Genomic DNA, 22,766 nt, shown 5'->3' with positions numbered 1-22,766 from the left:
AACATGCGCTCCTTCGTTATCTTAGAACCTTTATAAATCTCTTGATCTTCCAGGGATGCCTGGTTTGGTAACCTCCAGCGGGTGCAGAATGGCATCGATCTGCTTTTTCGTCATCAGTCCTTGTTCCAGCAAAATCTCTTTTAACGGCCGGCCCGAGGCCGCCGCAGACGTAGCCAGTTCAGCTGCGGCGTCATAACCCAGATACGTCACTGCTGCGGCAGCCATGACGCCGGAGCGTTCCAAATGCTCGAGACAATGTGCAGTATCGACTTTCAACCCACGCACGCATCGCTCATGAAAGAGCCGTACAGCCTCAGTAAGAATTTCAAGAGATTCAAGCAGAGATTCTGCGATTAAAGGGGCAAAGGCATTCAGCTCCAGCTGTCCGCTGGCCGCCGCCAAAGTGACTGCTGTATCATTGGAGATCACCTTCATAGCGACTGACCCGGCCATCTCTGCGATGACCGGGTTCATTTTACCGGGCAGGATCGAAGAACCTACCTGCATAGGCGGCAGGATGTATTCTGCAATTCCGCCGGAGGGCCCGGCATTAAGCAGCCGGAAATCGCCGGATATCTTCAGCAAGTTCACTGCAGCGGCTTTGAGCAAACCTGAAACTTCCACAAACACATCCATATTCTGTGTGCCATCCATCGGAAAATCGCTGCGGCACAGCCCCATTCCGGTTAGTTCCCGCAGCTCTTCTGCAATGGCATAAATATAAGCAAGGGGGGCATTCATTCCTGTGCCCACTGCCGTTCCTCCAAGGTTAATCTCCCGCAGCCGTTCCTCCGCCTTGTACAGCCGCCACCTGTCCCGTGCAACCGCTTTGGCATAAGCACCAAAGCTTTGTCCGGCCATGATGGGCAGTGCGTCCATGAGTTGAGTCCGTCCTAACCTTAACACATCAGCGTATTCCCGCTCCTTCTCCTGCAATGCCTCCTGAAGAGAGGCGAACTCTTCACTAAGCGAGCGAAGCAGCGGAATCATCGCAATTCGCATGGCAGTGGGATACACGTCATTGGTAGATTGATAGAGATTCACATGATCTATCGGATGGATCAGCCGGTAATCCCCCTTATGTCCACCAAGTTTCTCGATGGCCAGATTGGCTATCACCTCGTTAACGTTCATGTTCGTACTCGTTCCCGCTCCGCCCTGATACGCATCCACAATAAAGTGTTTATCCATCTGGCCCTGTAGAATTTCATCGCAAGCAGATAGAATACCCGCAGCCGCCTGCTCGGAAATACCCCCTTGCCTGCCATTTACTTTGGCTGCCGCTTTCTTCACCATTACAATGGCCCGCGTGATCCGCGGATTCACCGGCCGGCCGCTGACCGCAAAATTATCCCGCGCCCTTACCGCGTGAATTCCATAATAAGCCCCACTGGGAACCGCTTCACTCCCTAAAGCATCCGATTCCACCCGAAACATAGGATCGTCGTTCAATTGTTTTTCACCCCCCAATTTGCGACATCAGACGCATTGTGGCCTTCAGGGGTGGCTTGGTGCCCGGTTGGTCCATCATTATATGCTGGCCAGGTTTGGCTTCCAGGGCGCGCAGAAACAATTGCTTCAGCAGCTCTGATTGAGCGATGTAAGGCCGGATATACAGCTCTTCGTTCCAGAAGAGGCACGGCTTAACGTGACCGTTTGCTGTAATACGCAGCCGGTTACATGAATTACAGAAATGCTGGCTGACCGGATGAATCAAGCCAAATTGCCCTGCCGCACCTTGGATGCGAAAATAACGGGCCGGGCCGGAATCTGCTGCTTTCCTAGTCGGCTCATCAGTTGTCCTACCCGGGTCCGGATCTGCTTCAAGACTAAAACCAGCCTTGGCACACCGCTCCAGTATTCCATCCAAAGGCATATATCCCGCTTCCCATCCGTTGATATCATGACCCATGGGCATATATTCAATAAAGCGGACGTGCAGCGGATATTTCTGAGTCAGCTGCAGAAAAGATTCAATTTCATCATCGTTTACACCTTTCATCAAGACCATATTCAGCTTCAGTACCTCGAAGCCAGCCTTAAAACCAGCTGCTAAAGCATGCAACACCTTGCTGACATCGCCGCCCCCAGTGATTCTGGAATAGCGTTCTGGAATTAGAGAATCCAGGCTGACGTTGAGATCTGTAAGCCCGGCATCACGCAGCTTCTGCACTTTGGGGGCGAGCAGCAGTCCATTCGTGGTCAGACCGACACGTTCAATCCCGGAGATTGCCCTTAACCTGGCCACCAGTTCTTCCAGGTTCGGACGCATCAACGGTTCTCCTCCGGTAAGTCGCACCTTGGTTACCCCCATCTCAGCGAGTACCCTTACGATCCGTTCAATTTCGTCAAAGGTAAGCGGGTTACCCTCCACAGCCTTTTCTACTCTGCCCGGATTGCAATACTGACAGCCCAAGTTGCAGCGCTCAGTAACGGAGATACGCACATAATTATGTAAACGACCAAAGTGATCGACCAAGATATCGGACAAACGCTCCACCTTGCTTTCTGCGTTATAGTGACTGAATTAGAGGCGCGAAAAACCGCTAAACTGCTGTAATGACTGCGCACTGGCCAGTCTTTTCCGGGAAATGGAATCCTCAATCTGGCTTGGAACGATGAATTGGAGAGCATTTGTGGGGCATACCCGTACACATTCCGGGCCCTTGCCGCTGTCTTCACACAAATCACATTTGTTCGCCACAATTCTCTCCTTGCGGCTCCATGCACCCGATGTATTGGAACGAAGCCCGGATTGAAGTTGCTTTTGGCCACCTTTATGTGCCGGAACCATTGTAATCGCCCCATAAGGACATACCAGCATACAGGTCTTGCAACCAATGCAGCTATCCTGATTGATGAAAATGCTATTGTCTTTGCTCGTAATGGAGCCATTCGGGCACACATTGGCACAAGGAGCATCCTCGCAATGTCTGCACTGCACCGGTGCGGTAACTTCATCGGTCTCGACGACTGTCAACCGTGGATAGAAGTCAGCCCCGCTCTCTTCCTGAACGAACATATTATTCCCGGCATGGGCAACTACGCAGGCCACTTCACAAGTATGACAACCAATACATTTATCGGGATCGGCAATGACAAACCGGTTCATGACATCTCCTCCTTAAGACTTCTGTCAACAAATTTGGTATGCAGCAAATGATGTGAAGTATGGCCTAACGGTTCACCTAAGAAGTCCTTATATAATTTGATAATATCTGGATTCTCATGGGATTTGCGGACCTTCTGATGAGAGTCGTGGCGGTAGACAGCGCTCTTTCTGGCCTGATAAGCAATTTTCCGCTGCGTTTCCAACAGGAGCTTGGGCTGTCCGCCGCCGCTGACACAGCCTTCGGGACAAGCCATCACTTCAATGAAATGATACGGGCAGGTGCCCTCTGCAACTTTTGCCAAAACAGCATCCACATATTTCAGTCCTGCAACTACTGCCACTTTGAGCTCCAAATCGCCAATCTGAACTTCTGCCGTCCGGATGCCTTCCTCTCCCCTGACAAAATCCAATTGCAGATTGGGAATCTGCTCATGGGTGATCAGTTCATACCCCGTTCGTATCGCAGCTTCCATCACACCGCCTGTGACGCCGAAGATCGAGCCCGCTCCAGAGTATTTGCCCAGCGGTGAATCAAACGGCTCGTCGGGAAGATGAATGAAATCGATGCCTTGATCCTTGATTAAGCTGGCCAGTTCCCTTGTAGTAATAACGAGATCCACTTCACGGCAACCATCCACACTCATTTCTTCTCTGCTGCATTCAAATTTTTTACAGGTACAGGGCATAACCGCGACGCTGAAAATATCCGAAGGTGCAATTCCATCCAGCTCCGCTCCGTAGGTCTTGAACAAGGCTCCACCCATTTGCATCGGGGACTTGCAGCTGGACAAATGCTCCAGCAGCTCCGGTGCTGCCGTCTCCGCATGCTTCACCCAGGCCGGACAGCAGGAGGTGAACATTGGCAGCCGCTCTCCTGACATCACTCTGCCAATCAGCTCTGAGCCCTCTTCCATAATCGTCACGTCCGCAGCAAAATTCGTATCATAAATCCGGTCAAACTTCAGTCGTCTCAGCGCCGCCGCCATTTTCCCCGGGGTTAAAGTGCCGAAGGGCAGCCCAAACTCCTCCGCCAGAGATACTCGGATCGCAGGAGCGCACTGCACCACCTTGAACCGTTTCGGATCAGCCAGAACAGCTTTTACCTTCTGGATATCCCCTGACGAATAAGCAGCGAACAAAGGCTCACGCACATTGGGGAGCTGCCCTCTTTCCTGTAACTTTACCGCTCGTGAGGCTGTCGTCGACTCGTTGTCCGCAGCATAAGCGGTACAAATCTGCACACACTGTCCACAAACGACGCAGCGATTAGCATCAATTGTCTGCGGGTGGCCCGGTTCGCCGATAATGGCATCCACAGGACATACAGCCGCGCAACGTCTGCAGCCGGTACATAATTGTTCGTCAATATGAATGATTGGATCCTTATACGACATAGTGCAACCTTCTTTTCTGAATTGAAGTGGTGTTACAGTCGCATGGCTGCTGCTGTCCGCGACCAGGATACACTGGTATCCGGATGAACCAGTGACAGTGCCTCTACCGGACAGACCTCTACACAAGCCGGAACGTTTCCCATAGCTCCGTCCTTATGGTCCCTGGTCCGGCATAAATCACATTTATAGGCGATCACTTTGGCGCTATGTACCATCGCGCTATGCTGCCGCTCCTTCAGTTGAATCTGAGGGACTACCTTGCCGTTGCTGTATGCTTTATACAGACTGACGGCACCAAACGGACAGGCCATGGCACAGCCTTTGCAGCCTATGCAGCTCTCTTCATGAATAACTATCGTCCCCTCCTCCTGCCGGATCGCCTGAACCGGACAGGCTTCCGCACAAGGCGCATTCTCGCACTGGCGGCATTGTACCGGCAGTGTGAAGCTCTCTGTTCGAATGACATGCAGGCGGGGAATAACGGGTACCGTAACAGTACCCGCCGCCGCCCCAACCCCATTGTGATCGTTATGAACTGCGAAACATGCCAGTTCACACGCCTTGCAGCCTATGCATTTGCCCGCTTCGGCAATGACAAACGGATTCGGCTGTACATTATTCATACCGGTCTCGCCTCCACATGCATCTGCGCTCTGAGCGCCTCATATTCCTGCTGAACCTGTTGTTCCGCGCGCAGTTGATCTGCAATTTTCTCGATACGGATCGCACAATACTTGTATTCCGGAGTTTTGGAGACCGGGTCCAGATAATCACCCGTCAGCTCATTGCAGGCCCCAATCCAGAAATGGTAGGTCATATAGGTGGCTCCGGTTTTGACACGGTTGCTGATCTGTGCCCGGGCTAACACTCTGCCTCGGCGGGATACAACATGTACAAGCTGGCCGTCTTCAATCCCTAAGCTTGATCCGTCCGCCGGGCTCATCTGGATGAAACCAGGCTCATCCGACAGTTGACTGAGGGCACGGCAGTTGCCGGTCATCGTCCGAACCGAATAATGCCCTACCTCACGCACTGTGGACAAGGACAACGGATATTCCTGATCCGGCTGCTCCAGCGGTGCCCTCCATTCACAGGCAAACAGCTGTCCTTTGCCGCTGGAAGTGGTAAACCGGTTCCCTTCATATAAATACGGTGTGCCCGGATGATCTTCTGACGGACAAGGCCACTGAACACTGCCCTGTTCTTCCATCTTCCGATAACTGGCTCCGGCAAACGACGGAGAGAGCCCCCTCATTTCATCCCATATTTCTTCCGTGTTCCGGTAGGACATCGGGTAGCCCATCGCCGTGGCAAGCTCGCTGATAATTTGCCAATCGGGCTTTACTTCACCGGGAGGCTCGATGGCCTTTCTGATCCGCTGGAACCCACGGTCAGCTGAGGAGTAGACCCCGTCATGCTCACCCCAGGAGGTGGCCGGCAAAATCACATCCGCATGCAGGGCCGTCTTGTTCATGAAGATGTCCTGGACTATTACAAATTCTAATTTATCCAGCGTCTCTCTCACTTCTGAGGCATTCGGATCGCTCTGCACCGGATCTTCGCCAAAAATATAATAGGCCTTCACCTTGTCTTCCTTTAGAACGAGATGAGGAATCTCGGTAATCCGATACCCGACTTTGCGAGGCAAAGCCACTCCCCAGGCCTTTTCAAATTTTTTACGAATCTTGTCATCCGTAACAGACTGGTATCCCGGATAGACATTTGGCAATGCCCCCATATCGCAGGAACCCTGTACATTATTTTGGCCGCGGACCGGACCAATCCCGACGCCAGGTCTGCCAAAGTTACCGGTCAGAAGCGCCAGTGAGGCCAGACCCTTTACAACGTCCACGGCTTGGGCAAATTGACATACCCCCATACCGTACAGGATCATCGCCTTGTTCGCACTCGCATATTGCCTCATTACTTTGCGGATCTCCGCCGCTTGCACACCTGTAATGCTCTCCGCATATTCAGGTGTATATTTCTGTACACTGGCTTTATATTCCGCAAAACCTTCCACATATTTCTCAACATACTGCTTGTCGTATAACTCCTCAGCAATTAGCACATGACCAAAGGCATTGACAAGCGCCATGTTCGTGCCGCCTTTAAGGGGCAGCCAAGTATCTGCAATGCGGGCCGACTCCGTCTTGCGGGGATCGGTTACGATGATGGTTGCGCCCTTCTGCTTCGCACTAACAATTCTTCTCGCCACAATGGGATGGGTAACCGCTGCATTGTATCCAAAAATAAACAACAAATCCGTGTCCTCAATTTCAGGAATTGAATTGGACATTGCGCCATCCCCTAGCGAATAGGTAAGCCCAGCTACGGACGGCCCGTGACATACCCTAGCGCAATGGTCAACATTATTGGTTCCGATAACAGCGCGCATAAATTTTTGCATGACATAATTGGCTTCATTTCCCGGGCCACGGGCTGAACCGGTTCCCATGATTGCATCCGGTCCATACTTTTCCTTGATTGCTGTTAGTTTTTCGGCTGTATACTGAATGGCTTCTTCCCAGGATACCTCTGCCAGTGTCCCTGCTTTACGAATCATCGGCTTGCGGATACGGGCGGTAAGAATCTGCGGATCATTCAGAAAATCCCATCCATAATGACCCTTAAGGCATAGATTCCCTTCGTTCGTTCTTCCATCCGCTGGTTCAGCGCCTACGATTTTCCCCTCCTCAACAAGTAAATTCATCTGACAACCACTTCCGCAATACGGACATACAGTCAGCACTTTATTCTCCATAGTTCCTCACCACTCCTTGTGATTTTTTGCACAATTATAGCAACACAAAAATAAGCCAATACAAGGTATAATCAGAAATACACAATGTACTGGCTTATTAAAAAGCTAAGGAGCAAAAGTCCATTCTCTCTAATCAAACCGATTTATTCAATTGAATAATAATTGCCCTATCCCCTGGATTCGGGTCTTCGATCTTCCATGTATATGTAAAGGGGCTGCCAAGCGTTTCTACGATCTCTGCCATAAACTCTCTCTCCAAATAAGGCTTCAGCACTTTCCAGTATTCTGTAACTAAATGTACCGCACCTTCTCTGAGTAAAATTTCAGATAAACTGGAGAGAATTCCACGAATCTCTATAATGATTAAGGACTCATACTCCATCCTAACCTTTACATTCTCCGGACCTTTGCCGCGATAATGCTTCACAATCTTAACTGCAAGTCTTCGCATCTTCTCCTGGCATTCAAATACAGTCTCAGACATCACTACATCCCAGCCTTAACATCCCTATTATGGTAATTTATTTAATTAATTACATGTTAAACCTACCCAATAAAGATTGTCAAACCACAAAAAAGGGCAAATCCTTTCGTTTCAACGTGAATTCATCCACTTCTTACACGATATCCATAAATTCCTAAAAAGCTTGTTCAATCTAACGATATTTAAAAAAGAGCAGCAAAGGTCTAAATTCCGCTTTTCCTGCCGGATTCAGACCTTTACCGCTCTTTGCTAGCTACCTTATCTAAGTTCCACATCACTCAGGCGCCGTCTTCCTTCAGACGCAAAAGCGCTGCAGCTGCAGCCTGTTGTTCCGCTTCCTTCTTGGAACGGCCGCTGCCCTTGCCGAGAGACTGGCTGGACATATACACTTCAGAGACGAATTCGCGCTCATGCGCCGGTCCCCGTTCTTCAATAATCCGATATTCCAGCGTACCCAATCCGTGATGCTGTATCAGCTCCTGAAGCTCCGTCTTGAAATCGCTCATCTGCATTTGCAGCTTGCCGTCCGTCTCCACCAGCGGAAATACATGATGATCAAGAAACCGCCGTGCCGTTTCCAGCCCTTGGTCGAGATAAAGCGCTCCCACGAAGGATTCGAACACATCGGCCAGCAAGGCCGGGCGAGTACGTCCGCCCGTAAGTTCTTCCCCTTTGCCCAGCAATACATATTTGCCGAAACCCAAGCTCTCAGCGAACTTGACCAGTGAAGGCTCGCATACAATAGCGGCCCGCAGCTTAGTCAATTCACCCTCCGGTCTGTCCGGCAGCAGCTTGTACAAATATTCAGAAACCGTAAGCTCCAGAACCGCGTCTCCGAGAAACTCCAGACGCTCATTGTCCTGATGCTGATTGAAACGGTGTTCATTCACATAAGAGGCATGGGTAAAGGCCTGCTTCAGAAGTACAGCATCGTGAAATTGGATTTGAAGTTGACTTTGTAACTGCTTCAGGTCTCCTTTCACTGCACTGTCCCCTTACTGATTATATTTTTTGAGAATTACGGTTGCGTTATGTCCTCCGAATCCGAACGAATTCGACATAACAATATTCAGATCTGCTTTGCGCGGTTCATTCGGAACATAGTCCAGATCACATTCCGGATCAGGATTGTCCAAATTGATGGTTGGCGCAATGATGTTATTTTGCAGGGAAAGACCACAAATGATCGCTTCCACACCGCCGGCAGCACCAAGCAAATGGCCTGTCATTGATTTCGTGGAGCTGATTGCAACCTTGTAAGCATGATCTCCAAGCGCCTTCTTCACGGCAGCCGTTTCCGATCTGTCGCCTACTGGCGTGGAAGTGCCATGCGCATTGATGTAATCAATCTCTTCCGGTGCGATACCGGCATCTCGGATCGCCATCTTCATACAGCGTGCTGCGCCGTCAGGATCCGGTTCCGTCATATGATGGGCATCCGCACTCAGACCGTAGCCGATCACTTCGGCATAGATCTTCGCCCCGCGTTTCTCGGCATGCTCCAGCGATTCCAGAATCAGAATTCCGGCACCCTCACCCATTACAAAACCGTCACGGCCGCTGTCAAATGGACGGCTGGCCTTCTCCGGCTCGTCGTTGCGGGTGGACATCGCCCGCATGGCACAGAATCCTGCCATCCCTGTCGGGCGGATAGTAGCTTCGGAACCGCCGCAGATCATCGCATCCGCGTCACCGCGCTGGATCAGGCGGAAGGATTCCCCTATGGAGTGGCTTCCTGTTGCACAGGCTGTCACAGTTGTTGTATTAGGACCTTTTGCACCAAGATTGATCGACAGCTGGCCGGAGCCCATATTGGCAATCATCATGGGAATAAAGAACGGGCTGACCCGTTTCGGTCCCTTTTCGAGCAGGAGATTATGATTGTCTTCCCAAGTACCCAGACCTCCGATACCTGATCCGACGGACACACCAATTCTCTCCGCATCAATATCTTCACCAATCTTAAGTCCGCTGTCCTTCAGCGCATCTTCTCCGGCTGCTACCGCGAACTGAACGAAACGGTCCATCTTGCGGGCTTCCTTGCGGCCAAAACGTTCTTCCGCATCAAAGTCTTTAACCGAAGCTGCTATTTGCGTAGTGTATTCACTGACATCAAAGGCTTCAACCTTGGAAACACCGGATTTCCCGCTCATGAGGCTATCCCAGAACGTATCCAAATCTTTACCCAGTGACGTCATCACGCCCATACCGGTAATTACCACTCTATGACTCAAACGCAATCACCCCATCTGTAGGCTGTATACTTCAACATAATTGAACATACATGCTCTCTGAATAGTCTATATAAACTGCAGTCGCCGCAAAAATTAACCCCTCTGCGGTTCTGTTATTTTCCCCGTAAAGGTGCAAATATGCATCCTTTTGCATTTCATTTGTGCTGTAAAATGAGGAGAAGTCCCGCCCTAGCAGGAACGGGACCCTCAATCATATGACTCTAGGTATGAGATTGTATGTACTTCACAACTTCACCCACGGTCGTAATCTTCTCTGCATCTTCATCAGAGATTTCCATATCGAATTCATCTTCCAATTCCATAACCAATTCTACTACATCAAGAGAATCAGCACCTAAATCATCTTTGAAAGACGCTTCTAATGTTACCTCAGCTTCATCGGCACCTAAGCGGTCGATGACAATGCGTTTTACACGCTCCAATACATCGGACATCCGGTTCACCTCCTCTTTTGGTATTATACGAGATATGAAGTCAAAATACCATAGAGCGTAAAAAACGCTTTCCGGGCGCTTCTTCCCGCTTCTCCCTTAATCCCTATACGCTGGTTTGATCTTACATGTACATACCGCCGTCCACATGAAGTGTCTGACCGGTCATGTAAGCAGCCCCTTCCGAGGCCAAAAATACCGCCGCCATAGCAATGTCCTCCGGCCGCCCAAGCTGAGCAAGGGGAATTCCCTTAATCAGCTCACTGCGGACTTCATCGGACAACTCACGGGTCATATCGGTGTCTATAAAACCGGGAGCGATGCAGTTCACGGTAATTCCCCGTGAAGACAGCTCGCGGGCCGCAGCTTTCGTCATGCCGATTACCCCTGCCTTTGCAGCAGTATAGTTAATCTGCCCAGGATTCCCCGTCACACCCACAACCGAAGAAATATTGATGATCCGCCCGTAACGCTGCTTCATCATCGGACGTGTGACTGCTTTTAGACAGTTGAACACGCCTTTGAGATTCGTTTCGATGACCTGATCAAATTCCTCTTCCTTCATGCGCATAATCAGGTTGTCCCTGGTGATGCCGGCATTATTAACGAGGATGTCAATCTTGCCCCAAGTGTTCAAGACCTCTTTAACGAGATTCTCCGCCTCATCGCTTTTGCCTACATTCCCCTTCAGGGCAATCCCCTCGGAGCCTAGCTCTGCTATCCGGGCTACTGTTTCCTGCGCTGCAGCTTCACTTCCGGAATAGTTCACGGCCACTTTCACGCCATGCTCTGCGAGTAGAAGCGCTATGCTGCGGCCGATGCCGCGGGAACCGCCGGTTACAAGGGCCGTCTGGCCTCTTAATGCTGAGAACATTCTGTATTCCCCTCCCTTTATCCTGCGCTGTGGTTAAGCCAAGCCATTGACTGTCTGGATGCTTTCCAGACTGTTGATATTGATCACCTTGACATTCTTGTCAATTTTGCGGATCAGTCCTGCCAGCACACTGCCGGAGCCAATCTCAACAAATGTGTCCACACCAGCCGCAATCAGCCATTCCACACTGTCCTGCCAGAGTACAGGCGAGAACACCTGGCGTACCAGCAGCCCGCGGATTTCCTCGGGATCGGTAACCGGCGAGGCAGTAACATTGGCAATTACAGGAACTGAAGGCGCATTAAAGGTTACACCTTTCAGTTCAGCTGCCAGACGCTCGGCAGCTTCCTTCATCAAAGAAGAGTGGAACGGTCCACTGACTTCGAGCGGAATCGCCCGCTTGCCTCCGGCTTCTTTCACACGCTGAACGACAGCATTCACACCTTCGAGCGATCCGGACACTACAATCTGACCCGGACAGTTGACGTTTGCCAATTCAACCGGGTTGCCCTCTGCGGAAATATTGTTGCACAGCTCAGCCAAAGCTTCGCGTTCTGCACCCAATACAGCTGCCATAGCGCCCTGTCCGCCAGGAACCGCTTCTTCCATGAAACGTCCCCGGAGACGCACGAGGCTGACTGCATCCTCATAAGACAGTACGCCTGAAGCCACAAGAGCGCTGTATTCACCCAGACTGTGACCTGCAACGTAGTCTGGCTTCAGTCCATGCTTATTCAGTGCTTCCAGATAAGCTACACTGGTTGTTACAAGCGCAGGCTGTGTGTTTACCGTCTGCTTGAGTTCGCTGTCCGGACCTTCAAATACAAGTTTACTCAGCGGAAACCCAAGCACTTCATCGCCCTTCTCGAACACCGCACGGCTATCCGGCAGAGCGTCATATACATCCTTACCCATCCCAACTGCCTGTGCACCCTGGCCGGGAAAGACAAATGCGATTTTACCCATAAGTTCGAACTCCTTCCCGTAAACGGTGCAGCTGCCGGGCTTGCAAATCAAGCGGCAGGCACACCGAGTTCTTTGAATTCATTGCTCGTTTATATGTTTACCATTTCAGTACCGAGGCACCCCAAGTAAGGCCGCCGCCGAAGCCAACCATCAGCACGGTGTCGCCTTCCTTCATCCGGCCCTCTTCCGCTGCTTCAACCAGCGCAAGCGGAATCGAAGCCGCAGACGTATTGGCGTATCTGTCGACGTTGATTACGCATTTCTCTTCCGGCAGATCCAAACGCTGCATAGCCGATTGAATAATGCGGATATTCGCCTGGTGCGGCACGAACAGATCAATGTCTTCCTTCGTGAGACCTGCTTTGGTAAGCACACGCTCGGTAGCCGTACCCATCACCCGAACGGCGAACTTGAACACCTCACGGCCGTTCATGTAGATGAAATGCTTCTTGTCGTCTATCGTCTGCTGGGAAGCCGGCATACGCGAGCCGCCCGCTTCCATCTTCAGCAGGCTGCCTCCGGAGCCTTCAGCACCGAGATCAAAGGATTGGAAACCTCTGCCTTCCGGAACTTCGCCGAGAATAACCGCTCCCGCGCCGTCTCCGAACAACACGCAAGTGTTGCGGTCCGTGTAATCCGTAATCCGCGACAAGGTATCCGCTCCAATGATCAATGCATTGTTATACATCCCGTTCTGGATAAATCCGGTTGCTGTTGCCAGACTGTAGACGAAGCCGGAGCAGGCTGCGGACAAGTCAAAAGCCGCGGCTCCTTTGGCCCCCAGTTTGTCCTGCAGAATGCAGGCTGTGGACGGAAAAGAACTGTCAGGTGTAACTGTTGCTATAATAATGAGATCCAGATCCTCCGCCTTCATGCCTGCTGATTCCAGCGCCTTCAGCGCAGCTTCATAAGCAAGATCCGAGGTCGCCTCATGCGGAGCGGCAATATGCCGTTCACGGATCCCTGTACGGCTGACAATCCATTCATCATTCGTTTCGACTATCTTTTCCAAATCACTGTTAGTTAATATTTTTTCGGGCACATATTTTCCTGTACCAATTATTCCTACCGGACGCAACTGTTTCATATCGTCACTCACTTCCCGCTAATTTCCTTGGATATGCTGGACACAAGACCCGCCTGCAGCGCAATCCGCGCTTGTCTGACTGCATTCTTGACCGCATTGCCGTCAGATGAGCCGTGCCCTTTCACTACCAGACCGCTAAGACCGAGCAGCGGCGCTCCGCCGTGCTCCTTGTAATCCATCTTCCCCTTGAGACTTCTGAGCTCCGGCATCAGTATAGCCGCACCCAGCTTGGTCTTGAGCGAACGGCTGAACTGTTCCTTCAGCAGAGAGAACATAGCGCCCGCCGTACCTTCAAGTGTCTTCAGAAGTATGTTGCCCGCAAACCCGTCACAAACAAGCACATCACAATTGCCCGTCAGCACATCACGTGCTTCAACATTGCCGACAAAATGAATCCCCGGCAAAGCGGCTAACAGAGGATAAGCTTCTTTGGTCAATTCATTACCTTTGCCCGGCTCAGTCCCCACATTCAACAGCCCTACACGCGGCTTGGCAATTCCGTGTACTTTGCTGCGGTAGATGCTGCCCATCAGCGCGTATTGTGCGAGGTGCTGGGGCTTGGCATCCATGTTGGCCCCCAGATCAAGGGCGAGTACGCCGACATCATCTAGCGTCGGAATCATCGGAGCAAGCGCCGGGCGCTCTATTCCATCCATTCTCCCCACCACAAGCAGCCCCGTGGTCATCAGCGCGCCTGTGTTCCCGGAAGAGATCATGGCATCTGCTTCCCCTTCACGCACCATACGTCCAGCCACAACCATGGATGAATCCTTCTTGCGGCGGACTGCTTTGACCGGCTCTTCATCGGAGCCAATCACTTCCCCCGCATGACGCACCGTCACATTGGACGGTTTATTCTTCAGCAGCGGCTCAAGTCTGGCTTCGTCGCCGACGAGCACAATCTGCGTATCGCTCCATTCCGCGGCCGCGGACAATGCCCCTTCCACATTGCATTCAGGAGCATTATCGCCTCCCATGGCATCAATGGCGATCAGCACTGCGGTTTCCCCCTTCGCTGTATTCTTCAATTGCGGACCGGTACACTACAAAATGACCCTGAAACACGAGTTCTTCTCCGACATACGTAAATACGTCCACCTCAGCTTTGCCGTTCCGGCCAGCGAGCGAACGCACCTGCGCTTTGGCAATACATTTCTCGCCTAACCGGACCATGCGCACAAACCGGATGTCGGCTGAAGCGGTCAGGGCAATTTCGTCATTGATCACGGCAACCGCCAGCGAATTGGCCTGTCCGAACACGTAGTGGCCACGAGCGATCCCGTTCCTGGAGAAGACATGCTCCTCACGAATTTCAAATATGGAAATGCCGCTCTTGTCCAGCTGCAGATCGACAATATCACCGACCACTTCATTGGCTGGTAAGGAGCGCACCTGATCATAAGAATGTTCAGCCATTTGCTTCATCCGTTCACGCAGCTCCGGAATCCCCAGCTCCAGCCGGTCCAGACGGATGGTCTGAATGCTCACCTTGAGCTGCCGGGTCAACTCCCTGTCGGTCACAAATGGATTGCCATCGATAATACCCAGCAGCTGCTGCTGGCGCTCTTTCTTGGACATCCGCTCTATGGCGGCTCACCTCCTGGCACATGCTGAACTTAGCATCCGGCCGCGAGAAGGCCGCTATCGTCATCAATATAAAGGTCATAAACTTCATTTAGAACCTGGTACTAATATGTAGTATAAAGCATGCTGCGGCAAAAATAAAGCTTTGCCTGAAAAGCGGCATAACCACGCGGCTTCAGCCACACAATAACGGAGGGGAATCTTTACCCATCCCCAAAAAAATAGCACCCCACCATTAGATGAAGTGCTACTCTTATTAGAAACTATTGTTTGATGATCTCTCTTGCTTTGTAAGTTCCGCAAACTTTGCATACGTGGTGAGCCAGTTTCAGCTCTCCGCATTGTTCGCATTTCACCATGCCCGGCACAACCAGTTTGAAGTGGGTGCGGCGTTTGTCACGGCGTGTTTTGGACGTTCTCCGTTGAGGTACTGCCATTGTGTTACACCTCCTAATTCGGTTTTAACCCGCCTATCGCGGGATTTGGTCTTAGTCATACTTCATTTGAAAAAGTCTTTCAACCCAGCGAGTCGAGGATCGATCACTGTGTTGTCGCAACTGCAGGTGCCTTCGTTCAAGTTTTGTCCGCATTTCTGACAAAGACCAAGACAGTCTGCCTTGCACAATACCGAATCCGGCAAGTGCAGTACGAAGTTTTCTTCCACGAACGGGACAAGCTCCACAGTCTCATCTTTGATGTAAATGAGTTCATCATCTTCATCTTCGGGAAGAATTGGCTCCTTAAGCCACTTGAAAGTCTCCGCAAAAGGAATGTTCAGCTTACTGTTGACCTCGATGAGACAACGTGAACATAACATGTCCACCTCTCCACTCAGTCTTCCCACCACGTTCACACAATCGGTATCCGCGGGCAGCGCTTTAAGGTCCACCAAGAGCGGTGCAACAGCAAGTATATCCTTTCGCCCTTTGACAAGCTCGCTGACATCCATAGTTTCATGAATATTCAGAGGCTCATCGACATTTGCCATTTTGCGAAAGTGAATCTTCATAATCATCACTCCAAACAAACAAAATTTATTATACCTATTATTACCGAACTTTGTCAACCATTTTCCCTTTATATTGTTTCAGGAAGAGGGACAATTTATGATATAACTATTAAATCACCATATTTCTCAGAATACGGAGTGAAGCAGCTGTGACAACCGTCGGCATAATAGCAGAATACAACCCTTTACATAACGGGCATGTCCACCATTTCAATGAAGCCAAAAAAATCTCCGGCGCGGACAGCGTGATCGTCGTCATGAGCGGCCCGTTCACCCAGCGAGGCGAGCCGGCTGCGGTCAGTAAACGGGCCCGCACGGAGATGGCGCTGCATATGGGCGCCGATCTCGTGATTGAACTGCCGGTCGCTTATGCGCTTCAACCGGCAGAGTGGTTCGCCTTCGGAGCTGTATCCCTGCTGGAAGCGACCGGGGTCGTGGACAGCCTGTGCTTCGGCTCCGAAGCCGGCACTTTGGGTGAGCTGCTGCCGCTGGCCGGATTCCTGGCCGAAGAAAGCAGCGAGCTTCAGGGCGAGATCCGCCGCCTCATGGCGCTAGGCACAAGCTTCCCCGCCGCATACAGCGCAGCAGCGGCGGCAGTCTGGGAAGGGTCTCTCCCGGGAGAGGAGAAACCCTTCGATGCCGAAGAACTGCTGCGGCAGCCGAACAACAGTCTCGGCCTGCATTACCTGATCGCCCTGCGGCGGCTCGGCAGTGTCATCAGACCTCTTACCGTGCCGCGCACTGGCGCAGGCTTCCATGACCCATTGCAGGCGGGGTCTTCGATTGCCAGCGCCACAGCAATCCGCCGGCTTCTTAATGAAGGCGGCTCTCCTGCAGAATTCATGCCAGAATATAGCGTGTCCATCCTGGAAAGAGAGCATGCAGCCGGCAGAGGCCCTTTGAGCCTGGAGGACTTCCGCACCCAGCTCCTTCATGTGCTGACTACGCATACTGCCGCAGAGCTGAGGTCCCTGCAGGATATGAATGAAGGGCTTGAGAACCGGCTGCTGAGAGTCATGCCGCAGCTTGAACAATTTTCGGTCAGCGCATTGCTGCAAGTATTAAAGAGCAGACGCTACACGCATACACGGCTGCAGAGATTGCTGCTGCATGCCCTGCTGAATCACAGCAAGGAGGAAATGACACCTTCCCGGCTGGCCCAAGGCCCCGGCTACATTCGGGTTCTGGGGTTCAGCGAGAGCGGCAGAAAGCTGCTCAAGAATATGAAGAGAAGTTCCTCCCTTCCCGTTGTCCTGAGTCCTGCCCATTTCTCACATCCGATGCTTGAACGCGATCTCCAAGCCTCCGCCGCGTATGCCGGAGCTTTCGCCAATCCTCTGCGGACTGATCTGTACAGCGATTTCTTGCAGCCGCCGGTTAGGGTTTGACCGGCAGCTCTTCCATATATTTCAGCGCGTCATCCAGAGTGGATACAGGCACCAGCTTCATTGAGGTGCCTATTTTATCCGCTCTGGCTTTGGCTTCATCATAATTCTTAACCGGCACGAAAAAAATCTCCGCATCCTCCCGGTCTGCAGCAACAATCTTATGTTTAACTCCGCCAATGGCCCCTACCTTGCCTTCAGCGTCAATAGTTCCAGTTCCCGCTACCCGGTGACCTTTGGTTAAATCGCCTTTGGTAAGCTGGTTATAAATTTCCATCGTAAACATAAGGCCTGCCGAGGGTCCTCCGACACTGGTATCCACAAAGCTGACCGCTTTTCCTGCTTCCTTCGGCTGTACCTTCTGCACCGCGCCAATCACAACCCCAAATCCAGGACGGCCCGCTGCAGTCTCCTTGTCTTTAACCTCCACCAGTGTTACCTGTTCCTTGACTTCCTTACCGTCCCGCTGCAGCACGACTTCTACCTGATCGCCGACCTTGCTTGAGGAGAGCAGTTTGGAGAGCGCAGTGGGATCAGGCACAGTTTGCCCTTGAACACGGATGATTTTGTCGCCTATTTGAAATTGGTCCTGGCTGCTTTCCTCCGGAACCGAGAAGACATACAGATAGTCTACAACATCCTCATAAGGAACGCCCGCAGCATGATAGGCAGCCTGAACGGAAGCAGACTGGGAGCTGCTCATATAATATACCTGCTCAGCTGCATATTCCTGCTCACTCTTATCCCCTAGCCTAGTCTCTTTCAATACGACTTCCGCATTGGAATTAAACGCAGAAGCCACTAATAGGGCAACATTGGCGTAGCTCGCTGATACGGTCGTCATCATGAATGTGCCCTGCTCCTGCGGATCGGCATTCTCCACCTTGATCATCGGCGCCACCTCTGAGGCACTGCCCGGCTGATACACGAGATATGGAGTATTCATAAATACTGCAACATAGAGTATAACCACAAAAGTAAACAAGTAGGCTATGGCGCGAACGCCTACCCGGCGTTTCAGTTGCCTCAATGCAATTCCCTTCTTTCCCCGCGGCTCTATGCTTATGTCTCCAAATAAACTTCGGAGCTGTATCCTCTCCGCTGTGGCATGATGGTTGTCTGCCCTGCATAAATTGATAACAGTCTCAGCCCATGTCCTAAGTTATGAAGAGGTGATGCTCATAATGAATAACTTTAAAATACGCCGGTTCACTTCAGCCTCGGTTCCCTTTCTGTCCGGGGCCGTTGCCATTGTGCTCGCCATTGCGATTATCTTATCGCCGGAGTCCTCCTTCCAGGCTTCCCTTCAGGGTCTGAAGCTCTGGTGGACACTTGTCTTCCCGGCGCTTCTGCCCTTTCTGATGTTATCAGAAATGCTCACAGCCACGGGATTCGTGCATGGACTCGGAGTACTGCTGGAGCCGGTGATGACCAGGATTTTCCGTCTTCCGGGGGCCGGAGGCTGGACACTCGCCCTCGGAATGACCGCCGGTTTCCCGGCTGGCGCAGGCGGTGTGCAATTGCTGCATAAGCAGGGCAGCATTACGGACAAGGAGGCCGGACGCTTGGCTTCCGTCGCCCACTTCGCCAGTCCGGTTACGCTGCTCATTGTAGTCGGCGTTGCTTTTCTGCACAGTCCTGCCGCCGGATATACCTTGCTGGCCATCCACTGGATTTCGGGACTTGCCGCAGGCGTAACCGCGACCCTGCTCACAGGTCGGGCGAAAACCGAAGCTCCGATGGTAGTTCCATCACAGCGCAAAACGGCTTCATTGCCCAGACGGATGCATCAGGCAGTATCAGAAGCCCGGGCAAAAGATGGCCGTGGATTCGGCAAGCTGCTCGGCGAATCCGTCTCAACTGCCGTTCAGAGCCTGATGGTTATCGGCGGCTACATGATTATGTTCGCTGTTGTCATAAATATTGCTACTTCTCTAGTACCGCAGCTGCCTCCTGCTTTGGCGGCAAGTTTTCTGGAGATTCATCTCGGAGCAAATGCACTGACCTCAGAACTGACAGCACCTCACGACTTTAGTTCCATGGGGATCACAGGCCTGGCCCTGCTATCAGCTGCTCTCGGCTGGAGCGGAATTTGCGGCCAGCTCCAAGCACTTACCTTGCTTAAAAGGGCGAAAATCTCTTTCCTGCCTTATGCCGCCGTCCGCTTGCTGCATGGAGTATTTGCCTTTGCTTTTACCCTATTATTATGGAACCCGCTGATGAATCTCCGTGAAACCGTACTGCCGGCGGTGGCGGGTCCCGAGGTTGCCGAATCGACCGCAACACTTGGAGCATTGAACGTATGGAGTGTAGTCCCCCAGCTGCTTGGCCTGCAATCGCTGCTGCTGATGATGATCATCGCTCTGTCTGCCGCTGTATCTGCTGTTACTTGGCTCCGCCGTCTAAACGGCTGAATTTAAGCTTCATTGCCTGTTCTACCTCAGGGGTCACAAAATCCGACACATTCCCGCCAAAGTGGGCGATTTCCTTGACCACACTTGAGCTAAGGTAGGAATATTTCGGATTGGTCATCATAAAGATCGTTTCCGCTTCAGGGTCCAAATTATGATTAATGGATGCGTTCTGCAATTCATATTCAAAGTCAGTGACCGTGCGGATCCCGCGGACAATGACTTGAGCGTCCTTTTGGCGAAGATAATTAACCAGCAGATCGCGGAAACTGTCAACCTCCACATTTGGAATATCCGCAGTGGCCTGCCGCAGCAGCTCCGTACGCTCTTCTACCGAAAACATCGGATTCTTGCTTAGGTTGTTAAGCACGGTAACAATCAGTCTGTCGAATTGTTTGGCTGCACGCCGGATAATATCCATATGTCCCATCGTAACCGGATCAAAGCTCCCGGGATAAATGGCAACACGTTCTTTTCTAATTTGCAGACTCATCATTACCCTCCTTACCACTCACAGCCTCTTCACGGAGAGCGGATTCATACTGATAGATTGAAATTGTCGTCTCGCCGTATACGGCCTGTCTGGTTCTATAGAACCCCGGAATATCCTCCGGATAGGCATAGCCTGATTCATGCTCCAGCACGATGACCGCATCTGATCTGAGCAGACCTTTTTGCGCCATCGCCATCATCAGCTCATCCCCATGCTTCAGCCTGTACGGCGGGTCCAGGAACACAAGATCAAACGAACGTCCCCGCTTCTCCAGCGCGCTAAGGGCTCTGCCGGCATCATTGCGGTAAACCTCAGCTTGCGCTTCCAGCTTAGCTGCCTTCAGATTCGCACGCACCGTGTCGATGCTTTTCTGCTCCATATCCACAAATACCGCACTGTCCATCCCTCTGCTCAAGGCTTCAATGCCAAGACCGCCAGTACCTGCGAACAAATCAAGCGCTGCCCCGCCCTCAAAATAAGGACCGATCATACTGAACACCGCTTCTTTTACCTTGTCGGTTGTAGGCCGCGTTCCGCTGCCCGGAACACTCTTCAGGGGCCTCCCCTTTGCACTTCCCGATACAACTCTCACCAATTATTCACCTGCTCTATGTCTCTGTTTATTATGCCGATTAAGGCACAAGTCCAAGCCTATAGTACCACAATTGTCTATTGAAATAAAAAGATTGTCTACCGTTGTCACATTGAGGCCGGCAGATTTTTTTTAACGTCCACAGGTATAAGACTGGAGCAACCGGGACATCATGTAACTATCGACATCACAAAATGTCGTAGACAACCGCGGAGCAGGCTTACGTTTCCCCATAAGCTCTTCGTCCGGTTTCTCCTCTCCCATGAAAGAGGCCCTAGAAATAGGGCCTCGATTTTTGTTCTATAAAGCCTTATGTAACAAAGGATCGTCTAAATTTCGCAATAAATGGTTTTGAGCAAAAATAATGAATTGAGTGCTGATTGGGTGCATTTTCCCGAATTGTTTTCTTCTATACACCTGAAGATGAAGCATGTCGTTTAATGGATTTACGGAGAATGTAGTTAATTTTGTTCTCAGCTACCAATTCCCAACCTTCCATCAAAAGGTCATTGAAAGCTTGAATTAAGCTATAATTCATCATCAGATTCTCATGATTTTCAGCCTGGAAGACCCATGTCTCTTCTCCATTTTCAACAATAGATTGCCCTTGTGATAATACCCCGTACTCATAACACGAGATTATCTTGCCTCTATGCTTTCTTTGTAGCATAAGATCACTCCTATCAATTTCGATTTGAATTAATACCACCCTCCAACCATTCAATAAAACCCTGCTTTGGCACGACCAATCTCCGCCCAATCCTAATGAAATGGAACTGTCCAGATTCCACCAACATGTCTGCTTGGTTTCTCCCTATCTTCAATATCCCCTGAACATGTATAAAGATGGAGCTCTGGTTATTAAAGGACCGAAGAACAAACACTTCGAATCGGTGGACAAAGCTGCTGCCGATGTATTCGACGATATGGTTAAACCTGCAAAACGGAAAACATAATTGGGTGCAATCTTGGGTGCCAACTGGGTGCCAAATTCGCAAAAACGACCAAAAAACAGTTATTTGACTCCTCACCACTATTTATGAAAAGCCTAATGTACCAAGGGTTTCACGATTTCAAAGAAGCTATAATTCGCTCATGATACTCCTACTCCCATGAATAGTTTTTTAAGAAAAAAGAGAAATCATGCACATCTTGGGCTAGTGTGCATATGATTGCTGGTAAAATACTTACAAACTATTGGAGGGTTTAGCTCATGTATATGGTGTATCCGTATTGGTTCCGATCACAATTTGTCCCCATTTGGGCAACTTCAACTCAAGATGCACTTGAATTAATGAGGAATTCAGTCCAAGGGGAGCGAAATGATGAACTTTTTTATGACCAACTCATAAAACTGGCTCCAAACCACGAACAAGCTGAAGTGATTACCTCTATCCGGAATGATGAACGAGGGCATAATCAAATGTTCCGACAAATGTACAGGGAATTAACAGGACATGAAGTGACAGGAGTTAGCAGCGAAGTTCCTGAACATGTTAATTCGTATAATGCCGGGTTGCAAAAAGCCTTCCAAGGTGAATTGTCTGCTGTTGAAAAGTATCGAAAGATATGGTTCGGCCTTCCATACGGCGTTTATAAGGATACTTTGTACGGAATTATCCTCGATGAGCAGAAGCATGCAGCGAAGTATAATAATCTATTACTACTAAATTCAGTCGCAACTCCGTACTAATTACATGGACTACCCATTCATAATTACACGGTTCTATTCTTTATACTAAGTGTGATACATGCTGTCTCTGCCCTCTCAAATGGGCTATCTAAGCTTTAATTTTGCCAGCCTGGCAACAGCGATTACACACCCAGTCAGCAGGTTATCAGCTGTATATCCATGGCGGGCAAGCACGCTTTTAAAAAAGGCCCCTGTTGGCTGATTTCCCGGTCCACCTTCTTCCCGGCGTGGA

At 50.8% G+C, this 22,766-nt stretch carries 24 protein-coding genes; 3 read left to right on the top strand and 21 right to left on the bottom strand.

Annotation, left to right across the window (positions count from 1 at the left end):
* Positions 1-30 precede the first annotated feature (30 nt).
* The 17 genes from ACAN56_RS08610 to ACAN56_RS08530 all read right to left on the bottom strand — a co-directional run bounded on the left by ACAN56_RS08610 (position 31) and on the right by ACAN56_RS08530 (position 15,960).
* Positions 31-1,437, bottom strand: a complete 1,407-nt coding sequence (locus ACAN56_RS08610; protein ID WP_052092553.1) for an aspartate ammonia-lyase — start codon at positions 1,435-1,437, stop codon at positions 31-33.
* A gap of 22 nt (positions 1,438-1,459) precedes the next feature.
* Positions 1,460-2,500: a GTP 3',8-cyclase MoaA gene (gene moaA / locus ACAN56_RS08605; RefSeq protein WP_379142019.1), complete on the bottom strand. Its 1,041-nt coding sequence runs from the start codon at positions 2,498-2,500 to the stop codon at positions 1,460-1,462.
* Between the two features lie 27 nt (positions 2,501-2,527).
* Complete coding sequence (locus tag ACAN56_RS08600; protein ID WP_038591225.1) at positions 2,528-3,112, bottom strand: 4Fe-4S dicluster domain-containing protein; 585 nt, start codon at positions 3,110-3,112, stop codon at positions 2,528-2,530.
* Positions 3,109-4,506, bottom strand: a complete 1,398-nt coding sequence (locus ACAN56_RS08595) for a [FeFe] hydrogenase, group A (RefSeq protein WP_379142016.1) — start codon at positions 4,504-4,506, stop codon at positions 3,109-3,111. Before ACAN56_RS08595 ends, ACAN56_RS08600 begins: the two co-directional genes overlap by 4 nt.
* Before the next feature lie 32 nt (positions 4,507-4,538).
* Positions 4,539-5,129 carry a 4Fe-4S dicluster domain-containing protein gene (locus ACAN56_RS08590; RefSeq protein WP_379142013.1) on the bottom strand — a complete coding sequence of 197 codons (591 nt, stop codon included), beginning with the start codon at positions 5,127-5,129 and terminating at the stop codon, positions 4,539-4,541.
* Positions 5,126-7,270, bottom strand: a complete 2,145-nt coding sequence (gene fdhF / locus ACAN56_RS08585) for a formate dehydrogenase subunit alpha (protein ID WP_379142011.1) — start codon at positions 7,268-7,270, stop codon at positions 5,126-5,128. Before fdhF ends, ACAN56_RS08590 begins: the two co-directional genes overlap by 4 nt.
* Before the next feature lie 133 nt (positions 7,271-7,403).
* Positions 7,404-7,754: a Na-translocating system protein MpsC family protein gene (locus tag ACAN56_RS08580; RefSeq protein ID WP_379142008.1), complete on the bottom strand. Its 351-nt coding sequence runs from the start codon at positions 7,752-7,754 to the stop codon at positions 7,404-7,406.
* 278 nt (positions 7,755-8,032) lie between these two features.
* A complete protein-coding gene (gene rnc, locus ACAN56_RS08575; RefSeq protein WP_038591210.1) occupies positions 8,033-8,737 on the bottom strand; it encodes a ribonuclease III in 705 nt (234 codons plus the stop codon).
* A gap of 12 nt (positions 8,738-8,749) precedes the next feature.
* Positions 8,750-9,988 (bottom strand): beta-ketoacyl-ACP synthase II, encoded by a 1,239-nt coding sequence (gene fabF / locus ACAN56_RS08570; RefSeq protein WP_076109231.1) that lies wholly within the window; start codon positions 9,986-9,988, stop codon positions 8,750-8,752.
* A 221-nt stretch (positions 9,989-10,209) separates the two neighbouring features.
* Positions 10,210-10,443, bottom strand: coding sequence for an acyl carrier protein (locus ACAN56_RS08565; RefSeq protein ID WP_019911228.1), 234 nt, complete (start codon positions 10,441-10,443; stop codon positions 10,210-10,212).
* Between the two features lie 121 nt (positions 10,444-10,564).
* Positions 10,565-11,314: a 3-oxoacyl-ACP reductase FabG gene (fabG, locus tag ACAN56_RS08560; protein WP_038591204.1), complete on the bottom strand. Its 750-nt coding sequence runs from the start codon at positions 11,312-11,314 to the stop codon at positions 10,565-10,567.
* Between the two features lie 33 nt (positions 11,315-11,347).
* Positions 11,348-12,280: an ACP S-malonyltransferase gene (gene fabD / locus ACAN56_RS08555; protein ID WP_379142003.1), complete on the bottom strand. Its 933-nt coding sequence runs from the start codon at positions 12,278-12,280 to the stop codon at positions 11,348-11,350.
* A 97-nt stretch (positions 12,281-12,377) separates the two neighbouring features.
* Complete coding sequence (locus ACAN56_RS08550; protein ID WP_144024237.1) at positions 12,378-13,367, bottom strand: beta-ketoacyl-ACP synthase III; 990 nt, start codon at positions 13,365-13,367, stop codon at positions 12,378-12,380.
* Positions 13,368-13,375: 8 nt separating this feature from the next.
* On the bottom strand, positions 13,376-14,365 hold the full coding sequence (plsX, locus tag ACAN56_RS08545) for a phosphate acyltransferase PlsX (RefSeq protein ID WP_038591196.1): 990 nt from the start codon (positions 14,363-14,365) through the stop codon (positions 13,376-13,378).
* The gene (fapR, locus tag ACAN56_RS08540) at positions 14,349-14,945 is read right to left on the bottom strand and encodes a transcription factor FapR (protein ID WP_038591193.1); all 597 of its coding nucleotides are present in this window, start codon (positions 14,943-14,945) and stop codon (positions 14,349-14,351) included. The genes plsX and fapR overlap by 17 nt, the downstream gene beginning before the upstream one ends.
* Before the next feature lie 269 nt (positions 14,946-15,214).
* Complete coding sequence (gene rpmF / locus ACAN56_RS08535) at positions 15,215-15,388, bottom strand: 50S ribosomal protein L32 (protein WP_019911234.1); 174 nt, start codon at positions 15,386-15,388, stop codon at positions 15,215-15,217.
* A 62-nt stretch (positions 15,389-15,450) separates the two neighbouring features.
* Positions 15,451-15,960 carry a YceD family protein gene (locus ACAN56_RS08530; RefSeq protein WP_379141996.1) on the bottom strand — a complete coding sequence of 170 codons (510 nt, stop codon included), beginning with the start codon at positions 15,958-15,960 and terminating at the stop codon, positions 15,451-15,453.
* A gap of 149 nt (positions 15,961-16,109) precedes the next feature.
* Here ACAN56_RS08530 and ACAN56_RS08525 point away from each other — a divergent pair, with 149 nt between their 5' ends.
* Positions 16,110-17,348: a nucleotidyltransferase gene (locus tag ACAN56_RS08525; RefSeq protein ID WP_379141994.1), complete on the top strand. Its 1,239-nt coding sequence runs from the start codon at positions 16,110-16,112 to the stop codon at positions 17,346-17,348.
* On the opposite strand, the gene ACAN56_RS08520 is transcribed toward ACAN56_RS08525, so the two are convergent.
* Positions 17,338-18,375: a SepM family pheromone-processing serine protease gene (locus ACAN56_RS08520; RefSeq protein WP_379141992.1), complete on the bottom strand. Its 1,038-nt coding sequence runs from the start codon at positions 18,373-18,375 to the stop codon at positions 17,338-17,340. The two genes, ACAN56_RS08525 and ACAN56_RS08520, sit on opposite strands and share 11 nt — an antisense overlap.
* 154 nt (positions 18,376-18,529) lie before the next feature.
* On the opposite strand from ACAN56_RS08520, the gene ACAN56_RS08515 reads away from it, so the two are divergent.
* A complete protein-coding gene (locus tag ACAN56_RS08515; RefSeq protein ID WP_052092054.1) occupies positions 18,530-19,759 on the top strand; it encodes a nucleoside recognition domain-containing protein in 1,230 nt (409 codons plus the stop codon).
* On the opposite strand, the gene coaD is transcribed toward ACAN56_RS08515, so the two are convergent.
* From coaD to ACAN56_RS08500, 3 genes are all read right to left on the bottom strand, one after another.
* Positions 19,731-20,249 carry a pantetheine-phosphate adenylyltransferase gene (gene coaD, locus ACAN56_RS08510; protein ID WP_144024236.1) on the bottom strand — a complete coding sequence of 173 codons (519 nt, stop codon included), beginning with the start codon at positions 20,247-20,249 and terminating at the stop codon, positions 19,731-19,733. The two genes, ACAN56_RS08515 and coaD, sit on opposite strands and share 29 nt — an antisense overlap.
* Positions 20,233-20,841 (bottom strand): 16S rRNA (guanine(966)-N(2))-methyltransferase RsmD, encoded by a 609-nt coding sequence (gene rsmD, locus ACAN56_RS08505; RefSeq protein ID WP_038599635.1) that lies wholly within the window; start codon positions 20,839-20,841, stop codon positions 20,233-20,235. The genes coaD and rsmD overlap by 17 nt, the downstream gene beginning before the upstream one ends.
* Positions 20,842-21,250: 409 nt before the next feature.
* Positions 21,251-21,511 (bottom strand): hypothetical protein, encoded by a 261-nt coding sequence (locus tag ACAN56_RS08500; RefSeq protein ID WP_379141989.1) that lies wholly within the window; start codon positions 21,509-21,511, stop codon positions 21,251-21,253.
* Between the two features lie 543 nt (positions 21,512-22,054).
* Here ACAN56_RS08500 and ACAN56_RS08495 point away from each other — a divergent pair.
* Positions 22,055-22,534: a ferritin-like domain-containing protein gene (locus ACAN56_RS08495; RefSeq protein WP_379141987.1), complete on the top strand. Its 480-nt coding sequence runs from the start codon at positions 22,055-22,057 to the stop codon at positions 22,532-22,534.
* Positions 22,535-22,766: the final 232 nt, after the last annotated feature.

This window comes from Paenibacillus paludis, assembly GCF_042610515.1.
GTDB lineage: Bacteria > Bacillota > Bacilli > Paenibacillales > Paenibacillaceae > Paenibacillus_AQ.
This window is presented reverse-complemented; position numbering and strand designations above follow the sequence as displayed.